Raw genomic sequence first — 24,334 nt, forward strand, 5'->3', positions numbered from 1 at the left:
ATCTTTCTGAACGCTATGCTACGTGGCATTTTGTATGTCTCTTTTTGTTTATATATAGTAATGTACATTGTATTTATATTCGTCATTGATATGGTCCATATACCCTTAAGTGTAAGGAGCATTTTTGTAGTATTCATACCATTTGTTTTATTAGTCATGATTCAAAGGGCTATTTTATATGTTTCTAAAAATCGTAATGAAGAAAAGAAGCAAATGTTGGGGGGGGTAATAGTAGCACTCATACCATTAATAGTGTGCACTGTACAACTAAGTGTAAATGAATATACATCAAAGTTTAATCAAAATAGATGGTTAAATCATGCAGATAAGCGGGTACATATGGTAGATGATCTATTACAAAAATATAAATTAATAGGGAAATCAAATGAAGAAATTACACAATTGTTAGGAGCCCCAACGGAAACGAGAAGTGGGGAAGAAGGAGTTATCACTTTGTATTATCTTGGGACTGAACGTGGCTTTATTCCAATAGATAGCGAACAGCTTATTTTACAATTTGATAGAGATGGTAAAGTCATGGAATATACGGTGCATAAAGATTAAAGAAACGTGGAGGGAAGCTATATGTTATAGCTTCTTTTTTATTTTTCAATATGTCAAGGAAGGGGGAGAAGGTTTTTGAGTGGAATAAGGAATGAAAGCGGAGGTGATGCATATATATAGATGCATTGGGCGATTATTCGCCCGATTGGTGAGGGTTAATAATCAATAAGTACGGACAAAAACCCCACTGATGAAAGTTTCACTTTATCATATTGTATAAATGAAAAGGAGGTAAGACGGTGAAAGCAATCCCGACTGATGTCCTGAGTAAAGAATTGATGGAAAGAGAAGGAGTTATATCTATTACAGTAAAGGAATTTGAAAAAATAGAAGTAGCTGGAGTAGTAGTAGCTGGTCCAGCGGTTATTTTGATTAATCAAGATTAAGTACATATCATTGAAATAAAAAGCATCCATCTAGGATGCTTTTTATTTGTATGTAAGGATAAATATGATGGATAATTGTGTTACTGGAGGGAAAGTCTGTGGCAATTATTATAACAATGTTAGTAATGGGTATTTTATTAGGATTTGTTGGAGCTGGAGGAGCTGGGTTTATTATCGCGATACTCACTTTAGTATTTCATATTCCTATTCATGTTGCTCTTGCAACATCTTTAACTGCAATGGCGTTTACGACATTATCAGGTGTTGTCAGTCATTACCGTGAAGGTAATGTAGCACTTATTATAGGCGGGATTGTTGGGGGATTTGGCGCAATTGGCTCTTATATTGGTTCTAAATTTGGTTCACTTATACCAGCACATCTTCTTCATTGGTTTACAGCTGGGATGTTATTTTTATCGGCGATTTTTATGTTTATTAAATTAATTATGTTCCAAAACAAAGAACAGTCATCTTTATATAAGCATAAAGAGTTTTCCATGAACTACTTGTTGAAATGTATATGCCTTGGATTAGTTACTGGAATGATGGCTGGTTCATTTGGGATTGGTTCTGCACCGTTTATTCAGCTTGGATTAATGGTTCTATTGGGATTAACGATTCAGCAATCTGTAGGGACAACAATGCTTGTTATATTACCGATTGCAATTGGAGGCGGTCTAGGATATAGTTCGGAAGGATATTTAGATTATGTATTGTTATTGCAAGTATTAATTGGGACCATGTTAGGGGCATATATTGGCGCGAAGTTTACAAATTATGCACCGCGAATGCTTTTGAGGTTTTCGATGATTATGACACCGGTTTTAGCTGGATGTATGCTATTGATGGAATAAGGTGAAATTATAATAAGTAGGGGGTTACTGCTTACAAATAGCGGGATAAAATTAATATAGCAAACTATTAATATATTTTACGAATGAATTATGTAGGTAATTCATATTTCCCATATAAAAGGATTTGTTTTAATATTATGAGTGTAAAGTTCGAGTATTTGAAGTACTACTTGAATTATATCCCTATCCCTTTTCTAAAAATGCGAACAAGTTTTGCCCTATTCTATTCAATAGTTAATTGCATAGAAATATATTGTTCGATGACCATTATGGAACGTACATAATGGGAAAATCCCGATCCTTAAAGAGGATGCCCCTAATCTTCATGTGAAAATATGATCGGATAAGAAAGCTGACCAATTTAGGGTCGGCTTTCTTTTTGTTCAAAAACAATTTTTTCTTTAATTTCTGTTTGTAATAATACAGTTTTTCCGAAGCGACGTTTGCATTCCGCACGCACTTTTTCAATGGCTAGTAGCTGAGTAGTCGCGGGAACTGTGACAATAGTTTGGCAAGCCTTTCGATTTTCTTCACAAAAGACACATTCCACAACATAATTAGAAATCATATTTTCATCCTTCCAGTTTTAATTTCTAAAAAAGGATTGTCTATGAAGTTGATGTAATTTTTCGTCATTGTTTTATTATTTTCCTCTTTTTTTCAAGGGGAAAATAAAAAAGAGGGCGAATTTTAGTAGGGGAGGGATGTTTATGGAGAGATGGATAGGTAGTGCAGCGGTATGTGTAAATGAAAGAAATGAAGTTTTAATGGTACTGCAGGGCAAAGAGGGAGAAGAAAAAAGATGGTCTGTCCCAAGTGGAGGACTTGAAAAGGGAGAGACACTAGAAGAATGTTGTATCAGGGAAGTTTGGGAAGAAACAGGTTATAATGTGGAAGTGGTAAATAAAATATATGAAAAAGAGGGTATTACATACGGTGTTCCAGTGTATGTCCATTATTATTTTGTTAAACAAATAGGCGGTAATATGAAAATCCAAGATCCTGATGAGTTAATACATGAAATTGCTTGGAAAGGGATACATGAAGTTGAACAATTGTGTTTAGCTTTTCCAGAGGATTATGAATTGCTGTGCCAATATATAGATAAAGAAGCAAGTATGTAAATACTTGCTTCTTTAATGTATCCAAGACAAGAAAAGCGGAACGATAACTAAACTAGCGCCTGCTGTTAAAAGCATGGATAAACTTGCAATTGTTCCTTCCACAGGACCGATTTCGAATGCTTTTGATGTACCGGTTCCATTTGCGCTCGTTCCTAACATAATACCTTTTGCGATTGCTGTTTTAATACGGCAAATACGTATGAGAGAAGGACCGAGCAATGCTCCTGTTAAGGCAGTTAAAACGACAAATACAGCAGTTAATTGTGACATACCACCAATCATTTCTGAAATAGCCATTGCGATTGGTGTTGTTACGATATGTGGCGCTAAACTATGTTCTAGTGATGAATCAATTTGAAAATAATTTGCTAGTAGTGCTGAAGTAATGACTGATAAAAACGAACCGACAATGACATTAAGTAAGATAGCCATTCCATGTTTCTTTAATAAATCAAAATATTTATAGATTGGCCATGCAAAAGCAACTGTTGCGGGCTTTAATAATTCAGTTAACCAGTGACCACCAGATTCATATGTTTCATAAGGTGTATCTAATCCGAGCAATAAAGCAATTAAAATAATGGGACAGACGAGAAGAGGAGAAAGTAGACTCCAATTCCAACGTTGATACATTTTTTTTGATATCCAATATGTGAATAGTGTTAATAGTAAACAAAGAAATCCGATCATTGCGTTGATCCTTTCCGCTTTAGTAGCAATTCTGTTAAAAGTCCTGTAACTAAGGTAACGCAAAGAGTGCTAATCATAATAATTAAAATGAGATCGATTCCATATTGTGTTAGTGTATCTCTGTAACGTATGACAGCGACTGCAGAAGGGATGAAAAATAAAATAAGTTCTTTTAATAAAAAATCTGCTCCGTCCTGTATCCATTCTTTTTTAACTAGGTTAAATTTTAATGAAATTAATAATAAAAAAATACCGATTATACTTCCTGGAACTGGGAGGTGTGCCTGTTTTGCAATCCATTCACCTGTCCAAGCGAAACAAAATAGTAATAAAATTTGTCCGCTTAACTTCCACCATTTCATACAGTAACCACCTCTTTCTTTTTTTACATAAAAATTGTAAAAAAGAATTAACAATTTCTACTATACGTTCATTCAAAATATTTGTCTAATATATAAATTATATGTTATTAATATATTAGACATATTAATCGAAAGTGAAAAGGGTGTCCAAAAATGGAATTACGGCATTTGCAATATTTTGTTGTTGTGGCAGAAGAGTTACACTTTGGACGGGCAGCTGCTCGTTTACAAATGACACAACCACCACTTAGTCAACAAATACAGCAATTAGAAAAAGAAATGGGAGTTACATTATTTTCAAGAACGAAAAGAAAGGTTGAACTAACAGAAGCAGGAGAAATGTTTTTAAAAGAAGTAAAAAAAGCGTTTGAACAAATTGAAAAAGCAGTAGAAGTTGCACAAAGTGCGCAAAGGGGAGAAGTAGGATCACTTTCAATTGGTTTTGTAGGTGCGGCGATATATGATATTTTACCATCAATTGTTAGGGAATATAGAAAGAAATTTCCGAGAGTGTCTGTTGCATTACATGAATTGTCAACACCAGATCAAGTTCATGCACTTCATGATAACCGTATTGATATTGGCTTTTTACGTCCACCAATTCCAACACAATTATTAGAATTAGAGCCAATTCAAAGGTTATCTTGCACCTTATGTTTACCAAAGGCACATCCACTTGCAGAGAAAGATGAAATACATATAGAAGATTTACGAGATGAGCCGTTTGTATTTATTACGAGACCAGTATGGCCAGCTTTGTATGATACAATTTTATCTCTTTGCAGAGAAGTTGGATTTAGTCCACGTATTGTACAAGAAGCAACAGAGTATCAAACAGTTATGGGGCTTGTAGCAGCAGGGATTGGAATTACAGTAATACCCGTATCGGCAAATAAGTTATATAAAACAGAAGTTGTATATAAAGAATTATATGATTCTAATTTTGTGGCAGAAATGTCAGTAGCTTACAAAAAAATGAATAGTAATCCAGAGCTACTAGAGTTTTTAAAAATTGCAAGAGAGAAGAAAAGAATAGAAGTGGAAGATGAGTAATAGAGTAACAGAAAATGAAGTTAATTCAGATTTATAAAAGTACACCTTGTTAAACAATAAAGCGGAAATGCAACTTAAGTTGCATTTCCGCTTTATTGTTCTTTTTTTAGCTCGATACTAAATAGATAAACGTGTTCATTTTCTTTTAAGAGTAAATCAATACCTTTGTCTTCGTCAATTGTAGGGACGCTTACAGTTTCTTTACTTGTTTGGATTACAGCAGCTAAAATTGTTTTTTGATTGTATTTTAAATTTTTTATAGATTGGATTGTAGTAGTTGCGGAGCTATTTACGCTTGGTGGTGCTTCTTCATGAACAAGCGTTGAATCCCCTTCAATATTCATATACCACTGCCTTTTTTCTTGTATATCTTTATCGAATTGGAAATGTGGTGGTAAAAAAGAAAGCTTTACTTTCTTTTTTGAAAAATGTGAGGTAGCTATATTAGCAATTTCTTTTGTTTTTTTACCATTGTTATAATAATCAATTGTAGCATTTATTTCATCTTTATCATGTTTAAGCGTAACGTTATAAAACATGCTATTTCCTTCTTGAAAAGGAGTCATTTGTAAAATAGAAGCTTGCTCTTTTGTTAATTTGTATGGCTCAACAATGGCAACTTCATTGTTTTTTATTTGGCTACAACTTGGGAGTAATAATAAACACAAGATTGATAGTAATTTTATACGCATACAATCTCCTCCTTTTTACAATTATATTCTAAATGTGATTTTTTATCATTTCGTTTTCTAGGACTAAAGACTTAGAAGAAATTCCGATTGTAGTGCGATGTTTAAAATGTCATATTTTTATACACTAGTAGTATAGAATGCGTATGTAATAAGGTAGGGGAAGAATTTTATGTCTTTATGTCGGTTAGCGAGAAAAAATATTAGAACATTTGCTACCAAAAGGATAAAACAATTTATGTGGATTGCTATGAGTACTATGATTTTGTTTTTTATGATATCGCTACAATTTAATGAAGTAGTTGCTGGGGAATTAGGGACTACGCTTTTATTTCAAATGTGTTTTTACACGTTGTTTATCGTAGTCATTTTCATATGTACGTTTATTACATATAAAATGACTTATTCTCTTCTGCAAGTGAGGAAAGAAGAAGTTAAATCTTATGTAGCAGAGAATAGGAAGAGAAATGATGTACTATGTTTATTATGTCAGGAGCAATTATTCCTTTATGGAGCAGCGTTTGTTTTTGGATTAGTTAATGGGATGTTATTTTTAAAATTATTTACGATTATCTTTATAAGAATAGCAGGAATACAAGGGATAAATAGTGCACCGATTACAATATATGCAATAGTAGTAGTGAGTATAATTATGATTGTTATCCTTCTATTATCGATGGTGCAATGTTTTCGATTTGTTCAAAGTTTACAAGATAAAAATTCGTTGCATTTCAAGAAAAAGGCATGAGAAATCATGCCTTTTTCCATTTTACACATAAAAATAATCATGTTACAGTGAAAAGACCTGACAAAGAATGGGAAGGAAAGGTTGTATAGAATGACAAATGAACAATCAATTGTAAAAGTCGATCGGTTAACGAAGCGAATCGGATCAAAGACACTTGTACAAAATATTAGTTTTGAAGTGAAAAAAGGCGAGGTTGTCGGTTTACTCGGACCAAACGGTGCTGGAAAAACGACTTTAATGAGAATGATGGTTGGTATGATTCGTATGACAGAAGGTGAAGTATGGATTGATGGTCAATCTGTGAAACAGCAATTCGAAAAAACAGCTGCGAAAATTGGAGCGGTAATTGAGACACCTGAATTTTATCCTTTTTTGAGCGGCTATGAAAATTTAACATATTTCGGACGAATGAATGGTAATGTGACCGAAGAACGTATCGATGAAGTAGTGAAATTGTTAGGGATGGGACAAGTAATTGATCGCAAAGTAAAAGCGTATTCCCTCGGCATGAGACAACGTTTAGGAATCGCTCAGGCACTTATTCACGATCCAGACGTGTTGATACTAGATGAACCGACAAATGGATTAGACCCTAGTGGAATACATGAAATGAGAATGTACATAAAAAAAATTGCACATGAACAAGGAAAAGCTGTACTTGTATCAAGTCACTTACTTTCAGAAGTTGAATTAATGTGTGACAGAGTTATCATTATTCAGCACGGGGAATATGTGGCTACGCAAAATATTCAGCATAGCCAAAGCGAAGAGATGGAGACGATCCGTATACGTGTAGATGATGCGAATAAAGCAGCAGAAATATTAGGGCATGATGTTTTAGTAAAAGATAATGAATTACTTATTAATGTAAAAGATGAAGAAATCCCAAATGTTATTCGTACATTGCTTGAGAAAAATATTCAAGTGTATCGTGTATATGAAGAAAGAAAAACGTTAGAAGAGCAATTTTTAGAATTAACAGGGGGAAAAGATATTGTTTAATTTAGTATATAACGAACTGTATAAAATATTTAAGCGGAAGCGAACGATTATTCCATTTGCAGTTATTGCAGTATTAATAATCGGATTAGGATGGGTTACGGTAAAGTATTTTGAACCGGAAACAAAAGGATGGAAAGTAGATTATACAGAACGAACTGTAGAAATTGAGAAAAAGCTTGGCATGAAAAAAGAAGCTATTTTAGCAGAAAAATCAGGGGATGAGCTTGTAAAAGAATACCAGCTTAAGATGAAGCATTTAGATACGGATACAGCACCGGCAAGCAGTTCTCCACTTTCTTTCATGAGAGATACAGGTTTTATCGTATTTCCAATTTTGCTCCCATTTATCCTCGTGTATGCAAGTACAATTTTTGCGAATGAATATAGCTGGGGAACATATAAATTTTTAACGATACGACCAGCGAGTCGCTTTAAAATTTTAACAGCAAAATTTTTAGCAATCGTTATATTTGCAGCTTTATTATTTATATTTAATATGATCTTCTCCGCTTTATGTGGACTTGTTATTTATAAATTCCAACAGCCTGCATGGAGTGAGTTTATTTTCCAAGATGGAAATATAATAAAACAAAACATTTTTGTAGAAGCAAGTAAATATTATGTTTTATCGTGGTTACCAACGGTTGTGTACGCATCGTTTGCATTTATGATTTCTGTGTTAACGAGATCTAGTGGAGGTGCAATTGGTATTTCACTATTCCTTGCTTTATCAGGCAATATTGCGTTATTAGCAGCCACTAGATATAACTGGGCGAAATATTTATTGCCAGCAAACACAGATTTATATAGTATTTCAAAGAACGGAAGTTTTATTGATGGAGTAACATTCCCGTTTGCATCATGTATGTTGCTACTTTATTTGTTCGTATTTTTATGTATTTCATATACTGTGTTTTTAAAACGTGATTTAACTTAATAAGAAAAGCCGTTCAGGGTGCTGAGATGCACTTTGAACGGCTTTTTTTATGAGAATTGTTTAAGTGCTCTTTCGGCTAGTAAAGCAAAGTATTCTGCACTTATAGGCAGTGCCTCTTCATTAATTGTAAAAGCAGGATGATGCCATTCATGTGTACCGCTCGTTCCCATAAAGACGAATGAACCTGGTATTTCCTGTTGGTAAAATGAGAAATCTTCTCCAGCCATTGATAGACTAGGCGAGATGATATTAAGATTCATCTTTGTGGCAACTTGAGTAGATAAGTCTGTAAGAGCTTTATCGTTGTGAACAGCAGGAGGACCTGAATAAAAACGGAATTTCGTTTTTACACCTAATGCATCAGATACACCTTTAATAATACGCTCCATGAGTGCTGGAATCTTTTCACGTGTTTCAGCTTGGAACGTGCGAATCGTTCCTTCTAACGTAGCTTTTTCAGGAATCACGTTCCACGTATTTCCTGCGTGAATATTTGTAACACTAACAACCGCATTATGAGATGAACTTATATTTCGGCTTACAATTGTTTGCAGTGCCATCACAATTTGAGAGGATGCGACAATAGGATCTACGCCAGCATCTGGTACAGCCGCGTGTGTACCAACTCCGTGAATTTCAATTTCAAATCGATCAACTCCAGCCATCAGTGGACCATCTTTAATGCCAATTGTACCTACTGGTAAATCAGGTTTATTATGCATGCCGAAAATCGCTTGCACATTACGTAAATGTCCAGCATCAATAACTTTGCAAGCGCCATTACTACTTTCTTCAGCTGGTTGGAATATGAAGCGAACCGTTCCATTTAGGGAAGATTCTCTTTCTTTTAATAAGAAAGCAGTACCTAAAATGGCAGCTGTATGAAAATCGTGTCCACAAGCATGCATTTTCCCTCGTACTTTAGATGCATAGGACAAATGTGTTTCTTCTTGAATAGGAAGGGCATCAATATCAGCACGAACTGCTACAATTGGTCCGTTTTTATTACCAGACACTTCAGCGATAATTCCTGTTTCTAAATTGGAGTCAATGATAGTAATGTTTTTTTCTTCTAACCAATTTTTTATTGCTTTTGTTGTTTCGAACTCTTCATATGATAGTTCTGGATACTCATGTAAATGTCGACGGATGGAAATAAGTTTTTCTTTTAGTTGATTTGAAATAGATACCATGTAGTATGCCTTCTTTCTTCAGCAAAATATTTATCATAAGTATACAACAATAAAAGAGAGGATTCTCAAATGAAAATCCTCTCTCGTTTATCCCGTATTAATGGGCAGTCCGATTGGTTCAACTAATTAAAGTTTCACTTTATGCTGCGACTTTTTTATGCGTATGATGTTTACGATAACGTCCACGCATTGCGTATGCAATTTGCGGGATTGCAATCCCGATTAAAATAAGTGATACACCGAACCATTGTGAAGATAGTACAGCCTCTTTTAAAACGAATACTGACATAATTGTTGTAACTGGTAGTTCCGCTGCACCAAGAATAGTTGCTAAGCCAGAACCGATTTTTGGAATACCGATTGTAAAGGCAATAGATGGAATTACGATACTAAATGTTCCTAATCCTAAACCGTATTTCCAAAGACCTTGAGAAATGGCACCATTAAAAATAAATGTTGGTGGGAATACAATCATGACTAAAGTTAAAGCACCGGTCATTAAGAGAACACCGCGCGGTAATGAAGGTACTTCAACAGCAACTTTTCCGCTCACGAAAATGTATGTTGCGAATGTAACTGCAGATAATAAACCTAAAATGATCCCAGTCGTATCGAAAGCACCTGCTGATTGTTCAAGTAAACCACTTGATAAAAATGTCCCTACAAGTAAGAAAATAACAGAAATAACTTTTTCTCTTGAAGGTAATGTTTTTGTTGCGACTGCTTCAATGATAATTCCGACCCAAACGAATTGGAATAAAAGAATAATTGCAATAGAAGCTGGTACAGTTTTTAATGAAGCATAATAAAAAATCCCGGTAAAACTTGCAGATGTTCCTGCAACGAATAAAAGTAATGCTTGCTTTAAAGGAACGCGATGTCTAGAAAATAGAAGTGTAATAGCAAGCAAAATAATCCAACCGAACAAATATTGGCTGCCAATTACCTCTCCAAGTGAAAATCCTTCTGCATATGCAAGCTTAACAAAAATAGCTAAAATTCCATAACTACACGCTCCTAATAAAACTAAAAGAGAATAACGAAGCATGAAAAATTCCTCCCATCTATATGAAGTTGTTCCGTATCGAAAATATATAACTAGAGGGAAGTATACAAAATTAGAAATAAAGGGTCAAATGAAAGAAAAGTATGACATTTTATAGAATAATAATAAAAGTATGATATTTATGCATAATCTTGAAATTATTAATAGTAGAAGTATTATAAAATCAACTTTGCATTGTATAGAGCTAGCATTTGAAAAAAATATTTTTTAAACCAATATGTATATGGACGTACTAGTAACGTGCTAATTATTTGAGAAACTATGTTACCTTTGTTATGGTAGTGACAATTAAAGGAGTTTCATAATCCATTTGAGTTTTTTCTATATAATAGAAGGAAATGAAAACGTTTTATTAGAAACTGTGAGGAAGTACGGTTTTTCTTATTGCCACGTTGTAAAAGTGATTTCACGAATTGTTCATAGTATTTTTATGTGTTTTTGTTACAATATTTAGGGAGAGGAGTGGAATGATGCAAGATATTAGTATTTTTTTAGCGTTTGGCGCCGGGTTCTTATCATTTATTTCCCCATGTTGCTTACCGCTTTATCCGGCATTTTTATCGTACATAACAGGTATGTCGGTTTCTGAATTGAAAGAAGAAAATGCAATGCTTCGCAAAAGAAGTATGATACATACAGCGTTTTTCTTACTTGGATTTTCAATTATATTTATTGCAATTGGATTTGGTACAAGTTTTATTGGAGGAATCTTTACTGACTATAAAGATTTAATCAGACAGTTAGGTGGTATATTTATCATCGTGTTCGGCTTAATTATTGTTGGGGTGTTTAAGCCGAAATTTTTAATGCAAGACCGTAAATTTACATTTAAAAATCGTCCAAGTGGCTATTTTGGATCAGTACTAATTGGATTAGCCTTTGCAGCAGGGTGGACGCCATGTACCGGACCAATTCTAGTGTCTGTAATTGGATTAGCAGCAACAAACCCAGAATCAGCAATGATTTACATGATTGCTTACATACTTGGATTTGCTATCCCGTTTTTCGTACTGTCATTCTTTATTACGAAAATGTCTTGGATTAAAAGAAATAGTATGGCCTTCATGAAAGTCGGAGGATATATTATGATTGTTATGGGGGTCTTCCTATACTTTAACTGGATGACGAAAATTATCGTATATTTCTCAAGTTTATTTGGTGGTTTTACCGGTTTTTAGTATTATTCTGCGAAAATGTTGGAAATACTAACGGAAAAGCATATAATGAAAGTATATTTTGCATATAGCCACAAAAAAGGATGAGAAAATATGAACATAGTTCTTTTATCAAGTATCGTTGCTGTTTGTATGGCTGTCGGTGCGATGTTTATTCGTTTAAAAGCAGCTAAGAAACCTGCAACATTGAAAAAAATTATACTTCCGCCATTTTTTATGAGCACGGGAGCATTGATGTATGTTTTTCCTGAATTTCGATTAACTCCAGCGGAAATGTTAGAAGCAATTGGCGTCGGTTTGTTTTTCTCTATTTTTCTTATTAAAACATCTAAATTTGAAATTAGAGGACAAGAGATTTATTTGAAGCGTTCAAAAGCCTTTGTTTTTATATTAATTGGATTACTTGTAGTGCGGATTGTATTTAAAACATACTTAAGCCAATCTCTTGATTTAGGACAACTTAGTGGCATGTTCTTTTTACTTGCGTTCGCGATGATTGTGTCATGGAGAATTGCAATGTATCGTTCCTTTACGAAATTACAGAAGGAAATGGAAAAAGAAGATGGTTTTTATAATGAAAAAGATATGAAGCTAACTTAAAAACTGTATATGTACCAAATAAAAAGACAGCGTCAAAGGCGCTGTCTTTTTTATCGAAAATAATATGAAGTTACTTTGCGAGTAAAGATCGATAGTTAGAATAATCAATCTTTTTTTCTTGTAGTTTTTTAATTAAAAATTTATGATCACGCTTTGGTGTGGCAATGATATATCCTTTAATAAGTAAGTCTTGTGTAATTTGAGAGGCATTTTCTTGTAATGCAAGTTCCCCGATTTTTCCAGCAATCTTTGATTTTGCAACATCGCGAAATAGTTCTGGAACAGGACTTACAAGCTCTTCTAACAATTGTTTTTGTTCGTCAGCCCATAAATGTCTCGTTTTATTTATGTAGTGTTCTTCCCAATCCAAAATGGACATGCCGTCTTCTTTTGGTAAACGTTTTAAAAATTTTCTGAACATAAAGTATCCACCGATAGACATAAGCCCTAATAAAATAACCGTCCATAATACAATGAACCAACTGAACCATCCTTCGAGCAAGCATATCCCCCCTTAATGATAGCGGTTTTCTTTTATTCATATTATATACAGTGAGATTCATAGAAAGCAAGAACGCTTGGTCATTTTGACCAAGCGTTATCATCTAAACAAAGTATAGTTGTTCCACATGTAAATTATTATTATCATCTTCTACATATTCAATGATTAATGTGCCAACTTTACGATCTTTATCTTCAGTTGTGAAAATAGAGTAAGAAGTAAAACGTGTTTTTGATAGGCCGCTTATGTGTGTAGGTAAAGAAATGTAGTCGTTATCGCGGAAGAATTCCATCAGTTCAATATCCTCAAATTCTTTTCGGTCAACTTGTTTGTTTGTATAGCGGCGTTGAAGTTGTTTTAAAGATTCATTCCAAGAAATTGCTTTTGTGTCGTATACCATTGTTCTATCTCCTTACTGTATGTAATTATTAAGAACATACGTTCTAATCTAGTATACTCTTTTTATTAGAAAAGGGAAAGCAAAAAATAATGTAAGCTTGGATTTCCAAGCTTACATTATTGATGCGTCCGTCATAATCTCTATTTTTCATTATAAGTTAGATAAGAATAAGAAACAAGATGATATATATAATGTTGAGAGTTTTCAAGATTCTGTATATTATAGGTGTACTAAAGTGTAAGGGAATGAGAGGTGTGACATACGTAATTTCACTGCAAGGGCCGATGGCTAGCGGAAAAACAACATTAGCAAAAAGGTTAGAAAAGAGAGGGTTTCGAGTTATATATGAAAATCCATATCCAATTGTAGAGAAGCGAAAAAAATTGAATTTAGATATGAATTCAAAAGTAGGGTTTATTATGAATCAAAAAATGTTTATGGAAGCAAAAATAAAGGAGTTTCAAAATGTGAAAGATTCAGTCGTAATTTTTGATCGCGGACCAGAAGACATTGAGTTTTTTACACTCTTTTATCCAACGATTATAGGAGAAGAGTGGGATATAGAAACTGAATTGAAAGATGAATTATATAAATTAAGAGAATGCCGTTCGGATGTGATTTTTTACTTAGATGTTACGAAAAAGAATGTATATGATAGAAAAAATAATGATAGAACAAGAAACAGAAGTACGTTTGAGGAGCAATTTAAATTAGTAGAAACTGAAAAAGACTGGTATAAACAATTTCCTGTAACTTATGTGGACACGAATAGATTAACAGTGGACGATTTAGAGGTATATTTTATGGACTGGTTAAAGGAGAGAGGGCTATGAAAAAAATACTTTTATTTGTATACTCAACATTTGCAGAGTTTGAAATAACAGTAGCGACGGCATTGCTGAAAAATAAATATGAAATCATTACAGCGGGCTTAACGAATGAATTGGTTATAAGTGAAACTGGGTTGCAAGTGCAGCCACATATAGAAGTAAGTGAAGTACGTGTAGATGAGTATGAGGGGATACTTATTCCAGGTGGAGAAGAAGTACAGTTGGAAGATGCAAAACCTCTTTTTTCAATCATTCGTCAATTTCATGAACAAGAAAAATTAGTGGCGGCAATTTGTGCTGGACCGTATGCGCTAGCAAAAGCAGGGTTATTTAAAGAGATTTCTTATACTGCGACTATAGATTATCAAAAATTCGATTGTTTTCCAGTAGAAAATTTCGTGTATGAAGAAGTTGTGCAACACTCAAATATTATTACAGCACAAGGGCATGCATTTGTACCATTTGGAATAGCAATTGCCTCTTATTTTGGAGTGGCAGACAAACATAATACAGATTTTTATTGTGGTAAAGGTAATGTAGTAATGGAGAAACTTTTACGAGAAAACGTGTAAAAGCTAGCAAATGCTAGCTTTTTTCTTTTTTACACCGATAAATTACTAACGTTTTTGGATCGCGCCATATACCGTTATGGAGAGATAATTCCTTGTTGATTTCTTCTGTTAGCCATTCTTTCATCTCGGCTTGAAGATACATATTATCGGGTATATTTAACGATGGAAACATGCTGGAAATATAGTTTACTATTGGGGTAGCATGATCAAAAACGAGCGCATTATGAATAACTGTTTCTTCAACCGTTTGAAAAGCAGATGCTACTATCTCTTTACCATTTTCTAAACAAAATGGAGAGACTGCTGGTGATGTTTTCGGTAGATCAAATGCGTCAAGCATGTTGTTACACATTTCAACTATACGAGGTAATGAAACTTTAGAATTTGTTGTAGCTAAAAGTGTTCCGCCAGAACGAATGACTTTATAAAAGCCTTGAATTGTTTTTTCAACATCTTTCACATGGTATAACATATGTCTTGCAATTATTAGGTCATAACAATTTGTTTCGAAAGGAAGTTTACTAGCGTCCCCTCGTTTCCATTCTATTAAGTTATTTATTTTAGCAGCTTCAGCAAGCATAGCTTCGGATTGATCAAACCCGGTTAATGGGCCTTTATGACCATTTGTTTGTAAAAGGGAAAGGAATTTTCCACTAGCGCACCCAACCTCTAATATGTTTTCATCCCCTTGAAGGTGTAAATGTTCAATGACGATCTTATCTAAATCTACGTGTTTTTCTTCGTAATGTGTATGTGTGTCGATGCGTGTTTGTAAATGGTTGCTAACGTTATATTGACGTTTTACATCATTCATTTTGTCACATTCCGCCTTTGTGCAAAATTGTTGGATTGCATGTGTTAATACATCTGTTTTCTTTAAACCTTCGTAATGGAGTGCTGATTCAAACCTTTCAAGTAATTTCTCTTCAATTCGAAAATGAATATCTTTTCGTTTTGTCACTGAAATTTCGCCCCTTTGCATCTGTTAGTGAGACTATAGCACGTCTGGAAATTTTGTGTAAATCATTTGTGTACACAAAATTAGGGGGATGAAAAAAATGTTTGAATATGATTTTAAACTATTGACGATTTAACCGTTTTCATATATTCTTAAATTAAGTAATATTCAAATAATTCAAAAGAAATGAGAGAGTCACATGCTTCTTCAAGGAACACATCGAATTGGTCGTATGGCCATGCTGTTGGCACTTGCGGATGAGAATGAAAGTCCTGTATTATCCATTCCAAAAGGTTGGAAGTATTGTACGGGGAAAGTGGGTTCGATGAATTCGCAAAAGGTTGTCGCAGCAATGGAAACAGCGGCTAAAAGCAACCAAGTTATTGAAACAGACGTTTACAGAGAAACACATGCACTTTATCATGCAATTATGGAAGCTTTGTACGGAGTGACGAGAGGTCAAATTCAGTTAGCAGACGTTCTTCGTACAGTAGGACTTCGTTTTGCGATTGTGCGCGGTACACCATACGACGGGAAAAAAGAAGGCGAATGGGTTGCTGTTGCATTATATGGAACGATTGGTGCACCTGTAAAAGGATCTGAGCATGAGGCGATTGGTTTAGGAATTAATCACATATGATTTGCCCATAGTCTATTAGTTAGAAGGGGGCCTTACTTTTTTAGGACAGAAGTCTGTCTTAAAAAGATAAGGTCCCCTTTTGCCTTTTTAAGGAGGAAAAATGATGATTACGTTAACAGGACATACATTGACAGTTGAAGAAATGAAGAGGTTATTACTGGAAGGAGAAGGTGTAACAGCTTGTCCAACTAGTATGCAAAAGGTAGCGGAGTGCCGCGAAGTAGTTGAGAAAATTGTAGAGGACGGAAAAGTCGTTTACGGTATTACAACTGGATTTGGAAAGTTTAGTGATGTGCTTATCCAAAAAGATGATGTAAAGGCACTTCAACATAATTTAATTCAGTCACATGCATGTGGGATAGGTGATCCATTCCCGGAAGAAGTATCGCGCGGAATGTTAATTTTACGAGCGAACACGATGCTTAAAGGAGTATCAGGCGTAAGGCCGCTTGTTGTAAATATGCTTCTTGAGTTTGTAAATCGTAAAATTCATCCAGTCGTTCCGCAACAAGGTTCACTTGGTGCAAGTGGAGATTTAGCGCCTTTATCTCATCTTGCGCTCGTATTATTAGGCGAAGGTGAAGTGTTCTATAAAGGGAAACGCGTTCATGCAATGGTTGCTCTTACAGAAGAAGGGCTTGAGCCAATTGAACTTGAAGCGAAAGAAGGTCTTGCGTTAATTAATGGTACGCAGGCGATGACAGCACAAGGAGTTCTTTCTTATATAGAAGCAGAAGCAACGGCGTATCAAGCTGAACTAATTGCTTCGATGACAATTGAAGGGTTACAAGGCATTATTGATGCATTTGATGAAAATGTTCATAAAGCACGTGGTTATAAAGAGCAAGTGGATGTAGCAAGCAGAATTCGTGACATTCTTCATGATAGTAAGTTAACAACAAAACAAGGAGAACTACGTGTACAGGATGCCTATTCACTTCGTTGTATCCCGCAAGTACACGGTGCTTCTTGGCAAGTATTAAATTATGTGAAAGAAAAATTAGAAATTGAAATGAATGCGGCGACAGATAATCCGCTAATCTTTGATGGCGGGGAAAAAGTAATTTCAGGTGGTAATTTCCACGGTCAACCAATTGCATTTGCGATGGACTTCTTAAAAGTAGGAATGGCAGAACTTGCAAACATTTCAGAGCGTCGTATTGAGCGTTTAGTAAATCCGCAGTTAAACGATTTACCGCCATTTTTAAGTCCAGAACCAGGACTTCAGTCTGGTGCAATGATTATGCAATATGCTGCAGCGTCACTAGTTTCTGAAAATAAAACGTTAGCACATCCGGCGAGTGTTGATTCAATCCCGTCATCAGCTAACCAAGAAGATCACGTAAGTATGGGAACAATCGCTTCACGTCATGCACATCAAATTATTCAAAATGTAAGACGTGTTCTTTCAATTGAAATGATTTGTGCGATGCAAGCGGCAGAATATCGCGGGATTGAAAACATGAGTACAGTGACGAAGAGCTTCTACCATCAAGGGCGTCAGCAAGTACCATCTATTACAAATGATCGCATCTTCTCAACGGATATTGAAAATATTGCACATTGGTTAAAAACGAATTATTCGATAAAAGAAAGATTGGATGTAAACGCAGCACTATAAAACGAGAAAAGGGAGAGATTGAAATGGAAAAAGTAAAACAAACAATTCGCGCGCCAAGAGGTACAGAGTTACAAACGAAAGGGTGGGTGCAAGAAGCTGCACTTCGTATGTTAATGAACAATTTAGATCCGGAAGTTGCTGAAAAACCAGAAGAATTAGTTGTGTATGGCGGAATTGGCCGTGCAGCTCGTAACTGGGAAAGCTATCAGGCGATTGTAGATTCATTAAAAACGTTAGAAAGCGATGAAACGTTACTTGTTCAATCAGGAAAACCAGTTGCCATTTTTAAATCACATGAAGATGCACCTCGCGTTCTGTTAGCGAACTCAAACTTAGTACCAAAATGGGCAAACTGGGATCACTTCCGAGAACTAGAGAAAAAAGGTCTTATGATGTACGGACAAATGACAGCTGGTAGCTGGATTTACATTGGAACACAAGGGATTCTACAAGGAACATATGAAACATTTGGTGAAGCAGCTCGTCAACATTTCGACGGTTCATTAAAAGGTACATTAACACTTACTGCTGGTTTAGGTGGTATGGGTGGTGCACAACCTCTTGCTGTAACGATGAACGGCGGTGTTGTCATTGCTATTGATGTTGATAAGCGCAGCATCGATCGTCGTATTGAAAAGAGATATTGTGACATGTATACAGAATCATTAGAAGAAGCATTAACTGTTGCGAACGAGTATAAAGAGAAGAAAGAACCAATTTCAATTGGCTTGCTAGGAAATGCGGCAGAGATTTTACCAGAACTAGTGAAGCGTGATATTACGCCAGATTTAGTTACAGATCAAACATCTGCTCATGATCCATTAAACGGTTATATTCCAGTAGGTTACACATTAGAAGAAGCAGCGAAACTTCGTGAAAAAGATCCAGAACGTTACGTACAATTATCAAAAGAAAGTATGACAAAACATGTGGAAGCGATGCTTGCGATGCAAGAAAAAGGTGCAATTACATTTGATTATGGAAATAACATTCGCCAAGTTGCTTTCGATGAAGGTTTGAAAAATGCTTTCGATTTCCCAGGATTCGTTCCAGCATTTATTCGTCCATTATTCTGTGAAGGAAAAGGGCCATTCCGCTGGGTAGCACTTTCTGGTGATCCAGAAGATATTTATAAAACAGACGAAGTAATTTTACGTGAGTTCGCTGATAATGAACATTTATGTAACTGGATTCGTATGGCACGTCAACAAGTTGAGTTCCAAGGACTTCCATCACGTATTTGTTGGTTAGGTTACGGTGAGCGTGCGAAATTTGGTCGCATCATTAATGAAATGGTTGCAAATGGTGAATTATCAGCACCGATTGTTATTGGTCGTGACCATTTAGATTGCGGATCAGTAGCATCTCCAAACCGTGAAACAGAAGCGATGAAAGACGGTAGTGATGCAGTAGCTGACTGGCCAATTTTAAATGCATTAATTAATAGTGTAAACGGTGCGAGCTGGGTATCTGTTCACCACGGTGGTGGCGTTGGTATGGGTTATTCACTTCATGCGGGAATGGTTATCGTTGCAGATGGAACAGAAGCAGCAGCAAAACGAATTGAGCGCGTATTAACTTCTGATCCTGGTATGGGTGTTGTTCGTCACGTGGATGCAGGGTATGACTTAGCTGTGGAAACTGCGAAAGAAAAAGGCGTTAACATTCCGATGATGAAATAAGGAGGAGAAAACATGCTGGACACTTTACTAATAAATATCGGTCAATTACTAACAATGGATCAAGAAGATGGCTTGTTAAGACGGGAAGCGATGAACACGCTTCCTGTTATCGAAAACGGTGCGGTTGGAATTGAAAATGGTGTAATTACTTTCGTTGGAACAGCGGAAGAAGCGAAAGGATTACAAGCGAGAGAAGTTATTGATTGCGGCGGGAAAATGGTTTCTCCTGGTCTTGTTGACCCGCATACTCACCTTGTATTTGGTGGATCTCGTGAAAATGAAATCGCACTAAAACTACAAGGAGTTCCGTACTTAGAAATTTTAGAACAAGGCGGAGGCATACTTGCAACTGTAAATGCAACGAAACAGGCGTCGAAAGAAGAACTTGTTCAAAAAGCGAAATTCCATTTAGACCGTATGCTATCTTTCGGAGTTACTACTGTAGAAGCGAAGAGTGGTTATGGATTAGATGATGAGACGGAATGGAAACAATTAGAGGCAACAGCACAATTACAAAAAGAGCATCCAGTCGATTTAGTTTCCACATTTTTAGGTGCTCATGCAGTTCCGAAAGAATATAAAGGTAGATCGAAAGAGTTTTTACAATGGATGTTAGATTTATTACCAGAAATGAAAGAGAAACAATTAGCGGAGTTCGTTGATATTTTCTGTGAAACAGGTGTGTTCTCTGTGGAAGAATCAAAAGAATTTTTATTAAAAGCGAAAGAGCTTGGCTTTGATGTGAAAATTCATGCAGATGAAATCGACCCTCTTGGTGGTGCGGAAGCAGCGGCAGAAATCGGTGCAGCATCAGCGGACCATTTAGTTGGAGCTTCTGATAAAGGGATTGAAATGCTTGCAAACTCGAATACAGTAGCAACATTATTACCAGGAACAACTTTCTATTTAAATAAAGAAAGCTTTGCTCGTGGTCGTAAAATGATTGATGAAGGTGTTGCAGTTGCGTTAGCTACAGACTTTAACCCAGGTAGCTGTCCAACTGAAAATATTCAGCTTATTATGAGCATTGCGATGCTAAAACTGAAAATGACACCAGAAGAAGTTTGGAATGCCGTAACGGTTAACTCATCATATGCTATTAACCGTGGTGATGTAGCTGGGAAAATTAGAGTTGGTCGTAAGGCAGATTTAGTTTTATGGGATGCTTACAATTATGCTTACGTACCGTATCATTACGGCGTAAGTCATGTGAATACAGTATGGAAGAATGGTAATATTGCATATACAAGAGGTGAACAATCGTGGAGCACGGCCACTATTTAAAGAAAAATGCAAAGTTTATTGATCGTGAAGTGACAAAATGGAGTGAGATGATTAAAGATTGGGAGGAAGGCGTAGAAATATTCGGTGCTGCCTTAATTGGAGCACCCCTTTCTAAACCATCTATTAGTCATTCAGGAGCAAGTTTTGCTCCAAAGACAATTCGTGCGATGTTAGATGCATATAGCACATATGCAATTACAGAAAAACACGATATGAAAGAAAGTGTCTTATATGATTGCGGCGATATTACGATGCATGTGACGGATATAAAAGAAAGTCATAAACGAATTGCGGAAACAGTTGGTCATGTAACGAAAGTAAACCCGAACATGATACCAATCGTTCTTGGGGGTGACCACTCGATTAGTTTTCCGAGTATAACAGGTTTTGCAAACAGTAAAGGAAAGGTCGGAATTATTCAATTTGATGCTCATCATGATTTACGTAATTTAGATGATGGAGGCCCGTCAAATGGTACACCATTCCGTAGTTTACTAGAAAATGATGTCATTACAGGGAAACAACTTGTTCAAATTGGAATTCGTAATTTTTCTAATGCACGTGCGTACCATGAATATGCAATAGAGCATGGTGTAACAGTGTATACAATGAAAGACGTACGAGAGCGAGAAATAAAAGATATTATCACGGAAAGTATTGAATTATTAAGAAATCAAGGTGTGACTTCTATTTATATTTCTCTTGATATGGATGTGCTAGACCAAGCGTTTGCGCCAGGTTGTCCAGCAATTGGGCCTGGTGGAATGGATAGTACGACTTTACTAGATGCGATTGAATTCCTTGGTAAAGAACCGCTCGTTCAAGGGATGGATATAGTAGAGATTGATCCAACTCTTGATTTCAGAGATATGACGAGTAGAGTAGCAGCGCAAGTGATTATGAGTTTTCTTTTAGCGAGGGAAACGGTTAGTAAGCAAGTTAGTATATAGACGGAAAAGTAGATCTTTATTTATGCCTTAACAAAAACACATCACTACTTAAATGTAGTGATGTGTTTTTGTATTAAAAGAGAATGAATGTGTGTGGAACCGTTAATGGAATTGCGATTTTTATAGTGTATTGTGTAAATTTAATTTCTTGCTTCTGAAGTATTGACGTGTAAAATAATTTTATGATAAAATAAAAATTTTGCTAAAAAACTAAAAGTATGTTAAGCTTGAGAAGGTTACCATATATGGAGGTGGATTATTTGTTTCAAATTGGCGATAACATTGTTTATCCAATGCAGGGAGCAGGTATAATTAAAGCCATAGAAGAGAAGGAAATCTCAGGAGAAAAACAACAGTATTATGTTATAAAAATGTCGGCTAGTAATATGGAACTAATGATTCCAGCAGGGAGAATATTGAATTCGAATATACGTCCAGTTACGGATATAACCGCATTAGCACACATAATGGATATTTTTCAACATGGGGAATCAGATAGATTACTTACATGGAAACAAAGGTATAAATTGAACACTGATAAAATAAAGACGGGTAAAATGCAAGAAGGTGCTGAAGTTGTGCGTGATTTAATGCGTATACAGAAAGAAAAAGCACTTAATGCAAGCGAAAAGAAGATGTTAGATAACGCATATGAATTTTTGATTAGTGAACTGGGATTAATTGAAGGTATCACAGAAAATCAGATAAAAAGCTTTTGTTAAGGTTCATTACAAATAATGTATTATATCCCAAAAAAGATCTTGAATTTTTTGGGAACATAATTATAGAAAATTTATCATTTCAAAGACATTCAACTCTTTCAAACCACTTTTAGAGCATTACCTCTATTGTTATTACTACAATCAAATCCATTTTTATTTTTTAATTTCATTTATGAATGTTCGAAGTTTAATTGAATACTTCGATAAAATAGTTACTTGATTTTTGCAATCCTGATTCACACTGGCACGGACGAGGAGCCGTAAGGATGAAAGAGAGGTAGGGCTTTCATTGTTTTAGGTATATAAGTTATTATTTTTAGAAGAATACTGAACCATTTTTACTTCTATTGATAAGGTGTTTTTTTTATTAAAGAGATAAACGAATTGACAGCCATATATGGTCAACAAAAAAGGTTTCCTCCTAAGGAAACCTTTTTAATATTATTTATAGCATTTTATTTTTTGGATATTCGAATTTTTTATTGTAAAGTCGTAAAAATTGACGTTACTATCTAAAAGTAAGTATGATGCGGTTATAGTAAGATTTTTTAGGGGGAAGAAAAATGACAAGTTCAAGTAATAAAGCAGCGAGTATTTATGAAGGAACAAATGTAAATGCTGGGGGATTTTTTGAAAACGTTGAAGAAACAAAGTTGTTTGATCCAATTCAAGTTGGAGCTTGGTCTCTTCGTAATCGTATAGCGATGGCACCGATGACAAGATGCTTTGCAGATAATGAGACTGGAGTAGTTGGTGCGGATGTAGTGGAGTACTACAGAAAACGTGCTGCGGATGGAATTGGACTAATTATTACAGAAGGAATTGTCATTAGTCCGAGAGCAAAAGGAAACCCAGGAGTACCAGGTATTTATACACAAGAGCAAATCGATTCTTGGAAACCTGTTACAGAGGCGGTACATAAAGAAGGCGGGACGATTATTGCTCAAATATGGCATGTTGGGCGTATGAGTCATCATGAAATAATTGGTGGTCAAATGCCACAAGCACCGTCGGCTATCGCTGCAGAGGGAAATGTTCCACGCTTTCGTAAACCGTTTGATACGCCAGAAGCAATGACGTTAGAAGAAATACAAGAAGTGATCGGGCAATACGCACAAGCTGCGAAAAATGCGATCGAAGCTGGATTTGATGGAGTAGAAATTCACGGTGCACACGGATATTTAATCGATCAATTTACGTATGAGTTTGCGAATAAGCGAACAGATAAATATGGCGGTGATTTAAAACAAAGGTTAACGTTTATGAAAGAAGTAACGGCGGCTGTAATAGAAGCTGTTGGAGCTAATAAAACACTTCTTCGTTTCTCTGCTTTCAAAGGTGATAATCCTACTTATATGTGGGAAAACCCTGAGTTTGCAATTGAAACGTTCATAAATATGTTTAAAGAGGTTGGGTTAACGATGATCCATCCTTCAACGATGAATTATACCCAAGAGATTGCTGACGGAAAGAATTTTCATCAACTAGTAAGAAAATATTGGGATGGTACGATTGTTGGGGTTGGTAATTTAAATCCAAAAGAGGCCGAAGAAGCGTTGCAAGAAGGAACGATTGATGTAGCGGCATTCGGAAGACCGTTAATTGCTAATCCAGACTTTGTTCATCGAATTAAACACGCTGAAAGTTTAGTTGAATATGACGCGAAAGAGCATCTTGCTACGTTAGTATGAATAAAGATAAAAGGAGAGCACATCTAGTGTTCTCCTTTT

At 35.5% G+C, this 24,334-nt stretch carries 29 protein-coding genes; 20 read left to right on the forward strand and 9 right to left on the reverse strand.

Annotated features, from left to right (window positions below):
* The first annotated feature begins 15 nt into the window (after positions 1–15).
* The 3 genes from HMAS_RS06170 (at position 16) to HMAS_RS06180 (ending at position 1,804) form a co-directional block, all read left to right on the forward strand.
* The gene (locus HMAS_RS06170) at positions 16–564 is read left to right on the forward strand and encodes a hypothetical protein (RefSeq protein WP_074619205.1); all 549 of its coding nucleotides are present in this window, start codon (positions 16–18) and stop codon (positions 562–564) included.
* Positions 565–803: 239 nt separating this feature from the next.
* Positions 804–950: a BC1881 family protein gene (locus HMAS_RS06175; RefSeq protein ID WP_000644411.1), complete on the forward strand. Its 147-nt coding sequence runs from the start codon at positions 804–806 to the stop codon at positions 948–950.
* Positions 951–1,048: 98 nt separating this feature from the next.
* The gene (locus HMAS_RS06180; RefSeq protein WP_044306943.1) at positions 1,049–1,804 is read left to right on the forward strand and encodes a sulfite exporter TauE/SafE family protein; all 756 of its coding nucleotides are present in this window, start codon (positions 1,049–1,051) and stop codon (positions 1,802–1,804) included.
* Positions 1,805–2,165: 361 nt separating this feature from the next.
* Here the strand turns inward: HMAS_RS06180 and HMAS_RS06185 are convergent, their stop codons facing one another.
* Complete coding sequence (locus HMAS_RS06185; RefSeq protein ID WP_116344720.1) at positions 2,166–2,372, reverse strand: DUF3903 domain-containing protein; 207 nt, start codon at positions 2,370–2,372, stop codon at positions 2,166–2,168.
* A 142-nt stretch (positions 2,373–2,514) separates the two neighbouring features.
* Here HMAS_RS06185 and HMAS_RS06190 point away from each other — a divergent pair, with 142 nt between their 5' ends.
* Positions 2,515–2,928 (forward strand): NUDIX hydrolase, encoded by a 414-nt coding sequence (locus HMAS_RS06190; RefSeq protein WP_000442982.1) that lies wholly within the window; start codon positions 2,515–2,517, stop codon positions 2,926–2,928.
* 12 nt (positions 2,929–2,940) lie between these two features.
* Here HMAS_RS06190 and HMAS_RS06195 read toward each other — a convergent pair whose 3' ends face one another.
* Together HMAS_RS06195 and HMAS_RS06200 are read right to left on the reverse strand one after the other, a co-directional pair.
* Positions 2,941–3,618 carry an LrgB family protein gene (locus HMAS_RS06195; RefSeq protein ID WP_000578954.1) on the reverse strand — a complete coding sequence of 226 codons (678 nt, stop codon included), beginning with the start codon at positions 3,616–3,618 and terminating at the stop codon, positions 2,941–2,943.
* Positions 3,615–3,980 (reverse strand): CidA/LrgA family holin-like protein, encoded by a 366-nt coding sequence (locus HMAS_RS06200; protein ID WP_000872365.1) that lies wholly within the window; start codon positions 3,978–3,980, stop codon positions 3,615–3,617. The genes HMAS_RS06195 and HMAS_RS06200 overlap by 4 nt, the downstream gene beginning before the upstream one ends.
* Positions 3,981–4,133: 153 nt before the next feature.
* Here HMAS_RS06200 and alsR point away from each other — a divergent pair, with 153 nt between their 5' ends.
* Complete coding sequence (gene alsR / locus HMAS_RS06205) at positions 4,134–5,033, forward strand: acetoin biosynthesis transcriptional regulator AlsR (protein WP_000423234.1); 900 nt, start codon at positions 4,134–4,136, stop codon at positions 5,031–5,033.
* Between the two features lie 92 nt (positions 5,034–5,125).
* On the opposite strand, the gene HMAS_RS06210 is transcribed toward alsR, so the two are convergent.
* Positions 5,126–5,725: a hypothetical protein gene (locus tag HMAS_RS06210; RefSeq protein ID WP_016123238.1), complete on the reverse strand. Its 600-nt coding sequence runs from the start codon at positions 5,723–5,725 to the stop codon at positions 5,126–5,128.
* A 169-nt stretch (positions 5,726–5,894) separates the two neighbouring features.
* Between HMAS_RS06210 and HMAS_RS06215 the strand changes: the two genes are divergently transcribed.
* The 3 genes from HMAS_RS06215 (at position 5,895) to HMAS_RS06225 (ending at position 8,409) form a co-directional block, all read left to right on the forward strand.
* Positions 5,895–6,470, forward strand: coding sequence for an FtsX-like permease family protein (locus HMAS_RS06215; protein ID WP_000050608.1), 576 nt, complete (start codon positions 5,895–5,897; stop codon positions 6,468–6,470).
* A 90-nt stretch (positions 6,471–6,560) separates the two neighbouring features.
* A complete protein-coding gene (locus HMAS_RS06220; protein ID WP_000180622.1) occupies positions 6,561–7,472 on the forward strand; it encodes an ABC transporter ATP-binding protein in 912 nt (303 codons plus the stop codon).
* Complete coding sequence (locus tag HMAS_RS06225) at positions 7,465–8,409, forward strand: ABC transporter permease (RefSeq protein WP_000482759.1); 945 nt, start codon at positions 7,465–7,467, stop codon at positions 8,407–8,409. Before HMAS_RS06220 ends, HMAS_RS06225 begins: the two co-directional genes overlap by 8 nt.
* 47 nt (positions 8,410–8,456) lie before the next feature.
* On the opposite strand, the gene HMAS_RS06230 is transcribed toward HMAS_RS06225, so the two are convergent.
* Together HMAS_RS06230 and HMAS_RS06235 are read right to left on the reverse strand one after the other, a co-directional pair.
* Positions 8,457–9,602, reverse strand: coding sequence for a M20 peptidase aminoacylase family protein (locus tag HMAS_RS06230; RefSeq protein ID WP_000253675.1), 1,146 nt, complete (start codon positions 9,600–9,602; stop codon positions 8,457–8,459).
* Between the two features lie 139 nt (positions 9,603–9,741).
* The gene (locus HMAS_RS06235; RefSeq protein WP_000947043.1) at positions 9,742–10,650 is read right to left on the reverse strand and encodes an EamA family transporter; all 909 of its coding nucleotides are present in this window, start codon (positions 10,648–10,650) and stop codon (positions 9,742–9,744) included.
* A 322-nt stretch (positions 10,651–10,972) separates the two neighbouring features.
* Here HMAS_RS06235 and HMAS_RS28305 point away from each other — a divergent pair, with 322 nt between their 5' ends.
* The 3 genes from HMAS_RS28305 to HMAS_RS06250 all read left to right on the forward strand — a co-directional run bounded on the left by HMAS_RS28305 (position 10,973) and on the right by HMAS_RS06250 (position 12,443).
* Positions 10,973–11,122, forward strand: coding sequence for a peptidase T (locus tag HMAS_RS28305; protein ID WP_071732505.1), 150 nt, complete (start codon positions 10,973–10,975; stop codon positions 11,120–11,122).
* 16 nt (positions 11,123–11,138) lie between these two features.
* Positions 11,139–11,846 (forward strand): cytochrome c-type biogenesis protein CcdA, encoded by a 708-nt coding sequence (gene ccdA / locus HMAS_RS06245; protein WP_001152676.1) that lies wholly within the window; start codon positions 11,139–11,141, stop codon positions 11,844–11,846.
* 90 nt (positions 11,847–11,936) lie between these two features.
* Entirely contained in the window at positions 11,937–12,443 is a 507-nt protein-coding gene (locus HMAS_RS06250; RefSeq protein WP_001028439.1) for a CcdC family protein, read from the forward strand.
* A 70-nt stretch (positions 12,444–12,513) separates the two neighbouring features.
* Here the strand turns inward: HMAS_RS06250 and HMAS_RS06255 are convergent, their stop codons facing one another.
* Together HMAS_RS06255 and HMAS_RS06260 are read right to left on the reverse strand one after the other, a co-directional pair.
* Positions 12,514–12,945: a DUF2621 domain-containing protein gene (locus tag HMAS_RS06255; RefSeq protein WP_000889377.1), complete on the reverse strand. Its 432-nt coding sequence runs from the start codon at positions 12,943–12,945 to the stop codon at positions 12,514–12,516.
* A gap of 103 nt (positions 12,946–13,048) precedes the next feature.
* Positions 13,049–13,345, reverse strand: coding sequence for a hypothetical protein (locus tag HMAS_RS06260; protein ID WP_000262401.1), 297 nt, complete (start codon positions 13,343–13,345; stop codon positions 13,049–13,051).
* Positions 13,346–13,590: 245 nt separating this feature from the next.
* Between HMAS_RS06260 and HMAS_RS06270 the strand changes: the two genes are divergently transcribed.
* Positions 13,591–14,178: an AAA family ATPase gene (locus HMAS_RS06270; protein ID WP_002024590.1), complete on the forward strand. Its 588-nt coding sequence runs from the start codon at positions 13,591–13,593 to the stop codon at positions 14,176–14,178.
* On the forward strand, positions 14,175–14,747 hold the full coding sequence (locus tag HMAS_RS06275) for a DJ-1/PfpI family protein (protein ID WP_000722233.1): 573 nt from the start codon (positions 14,175–14,177) through the stop codon (positions 14,745–14,747). Before HMAS_RS06270 ends, HMAS_RS06275 begins: the two co-directional genes overlap by 4 nt.
* Before the next feature lie 13 nt (positions 14,748–14,760).
* Here the strand turns inward: HMAS_RS06275 and HMAS_RS06280 are convergent, their stop codons facing one another.
* A complete protein-coding gene (locus HMAS_RS06280) occupies positions 14,761–15,708 on the reverse strand; it encodes a class I SAM-dependent methyltransferase (protein WP_044306940.1) in 948 nt (315 codons plus the stop codon).
* 196 nt (positions 15,709–15,904) lie between these two features.
* Between HMAS_RS06280 and hutP the strand changes: the two genes are divergently transcribed.
* The 7 genes from hutP (at position 15,905) to HMAS_RS06315 (ending at position 24,295) form a co-directional block, all read left to right on the forward strand.
* Entirely contained in the window at positions 15,905–16,345 is a 441-nt protein-coding gene (gene hutP, locus HMAS_RS06285; RefSeq protein ID WP_000926516.1) for a hut operon transcriptional regulator HutP, read from the forward strand.
* 103 nt (positions 16,346–16,448) lie between these two features.
* On the forward strand, positions 16,449–17,966 hold the full coding sequence (gene hutH / locus HMAS_RS06290) for a histidine ammonia-lyase (protein ID WP_000631874.1): 1,518 nt from the start codon (positions 16,449–16,451) through the stop codon (positions 17,964–17,966).
* A 23-nt stretch (positions 17,967–17,989) separates the two neighbouring features.
* Positions 17,990–19,648: a urocanate hydratase gene (hutU, locus tag HMAS_RS06295; RefSeq protein WP_000416711.1), complete on the forward strand. Its 1,659-nt coding sequence runs from the start codon at positions 17,990–17,992 to the stop codon at positions 19,646–19,648.
* Positions 19,649–19,660: 12 nt separating this feature from the next.
* Positions 19,661–20,932, forward strand: coding sequence for an imidazolonepropionase (hutI, locus tag HMAS_RS06300; RefSeq protein WP_000887539.1), 1,272 nt, complete (start codon positions 19,661–19,663; stop codon positions 20,930–20,932).
* Positions 20,911–21,882, forward strand: coding sequence for a formimidoylglutamase (gene hutG / locus HMAS_RS06305; RefSeq protein WP_000399850.1), 972 nt, complete (start codon positions 20,911–20,913; stop codon positions 21,880–21,882). The genes hutI and hutG overlap by 22 nt, the downstream gene beginning before the upstream one ends.
* Positions 21,883–22,142: 260 nt before the next feature.
* A complete protein-coding gene (locus tag HMAS_RS06310) occupies positions 22,143–22,604 on the forward strand; it encodes a CarD family transcriptional regulator (RefSeq protein WP_170317877.1) in 462 nt (153 codons plus the stop codon).
* 563 nt (positions 22,605–23,167) lie between these two features.
* Positions 23,168–24,295 carry an alkene reductase gene (locus HMAS_RS06315; protein WP_000204582.1) on the forward strand — a complete coding sequence of 376 codons (1,128 nt, stop codon included), beginning with the start codon at positions 23,168–23,170 and terminating at the stop codon, positions 24,293–24,295.
* Positions 24,296–24,334 lie beyond the last annotated feature (39 nt).

Origin of the sequence: Bacillus sp. HMA207, assembly GCF_003402455.1 — a bacterium.
Taxonomy (GTDB): Bacteria; Bacillota; Bacilli; order Bacillales; family Bacillaceae_G; genus Bacillus_A; species Bacillus_A cereus.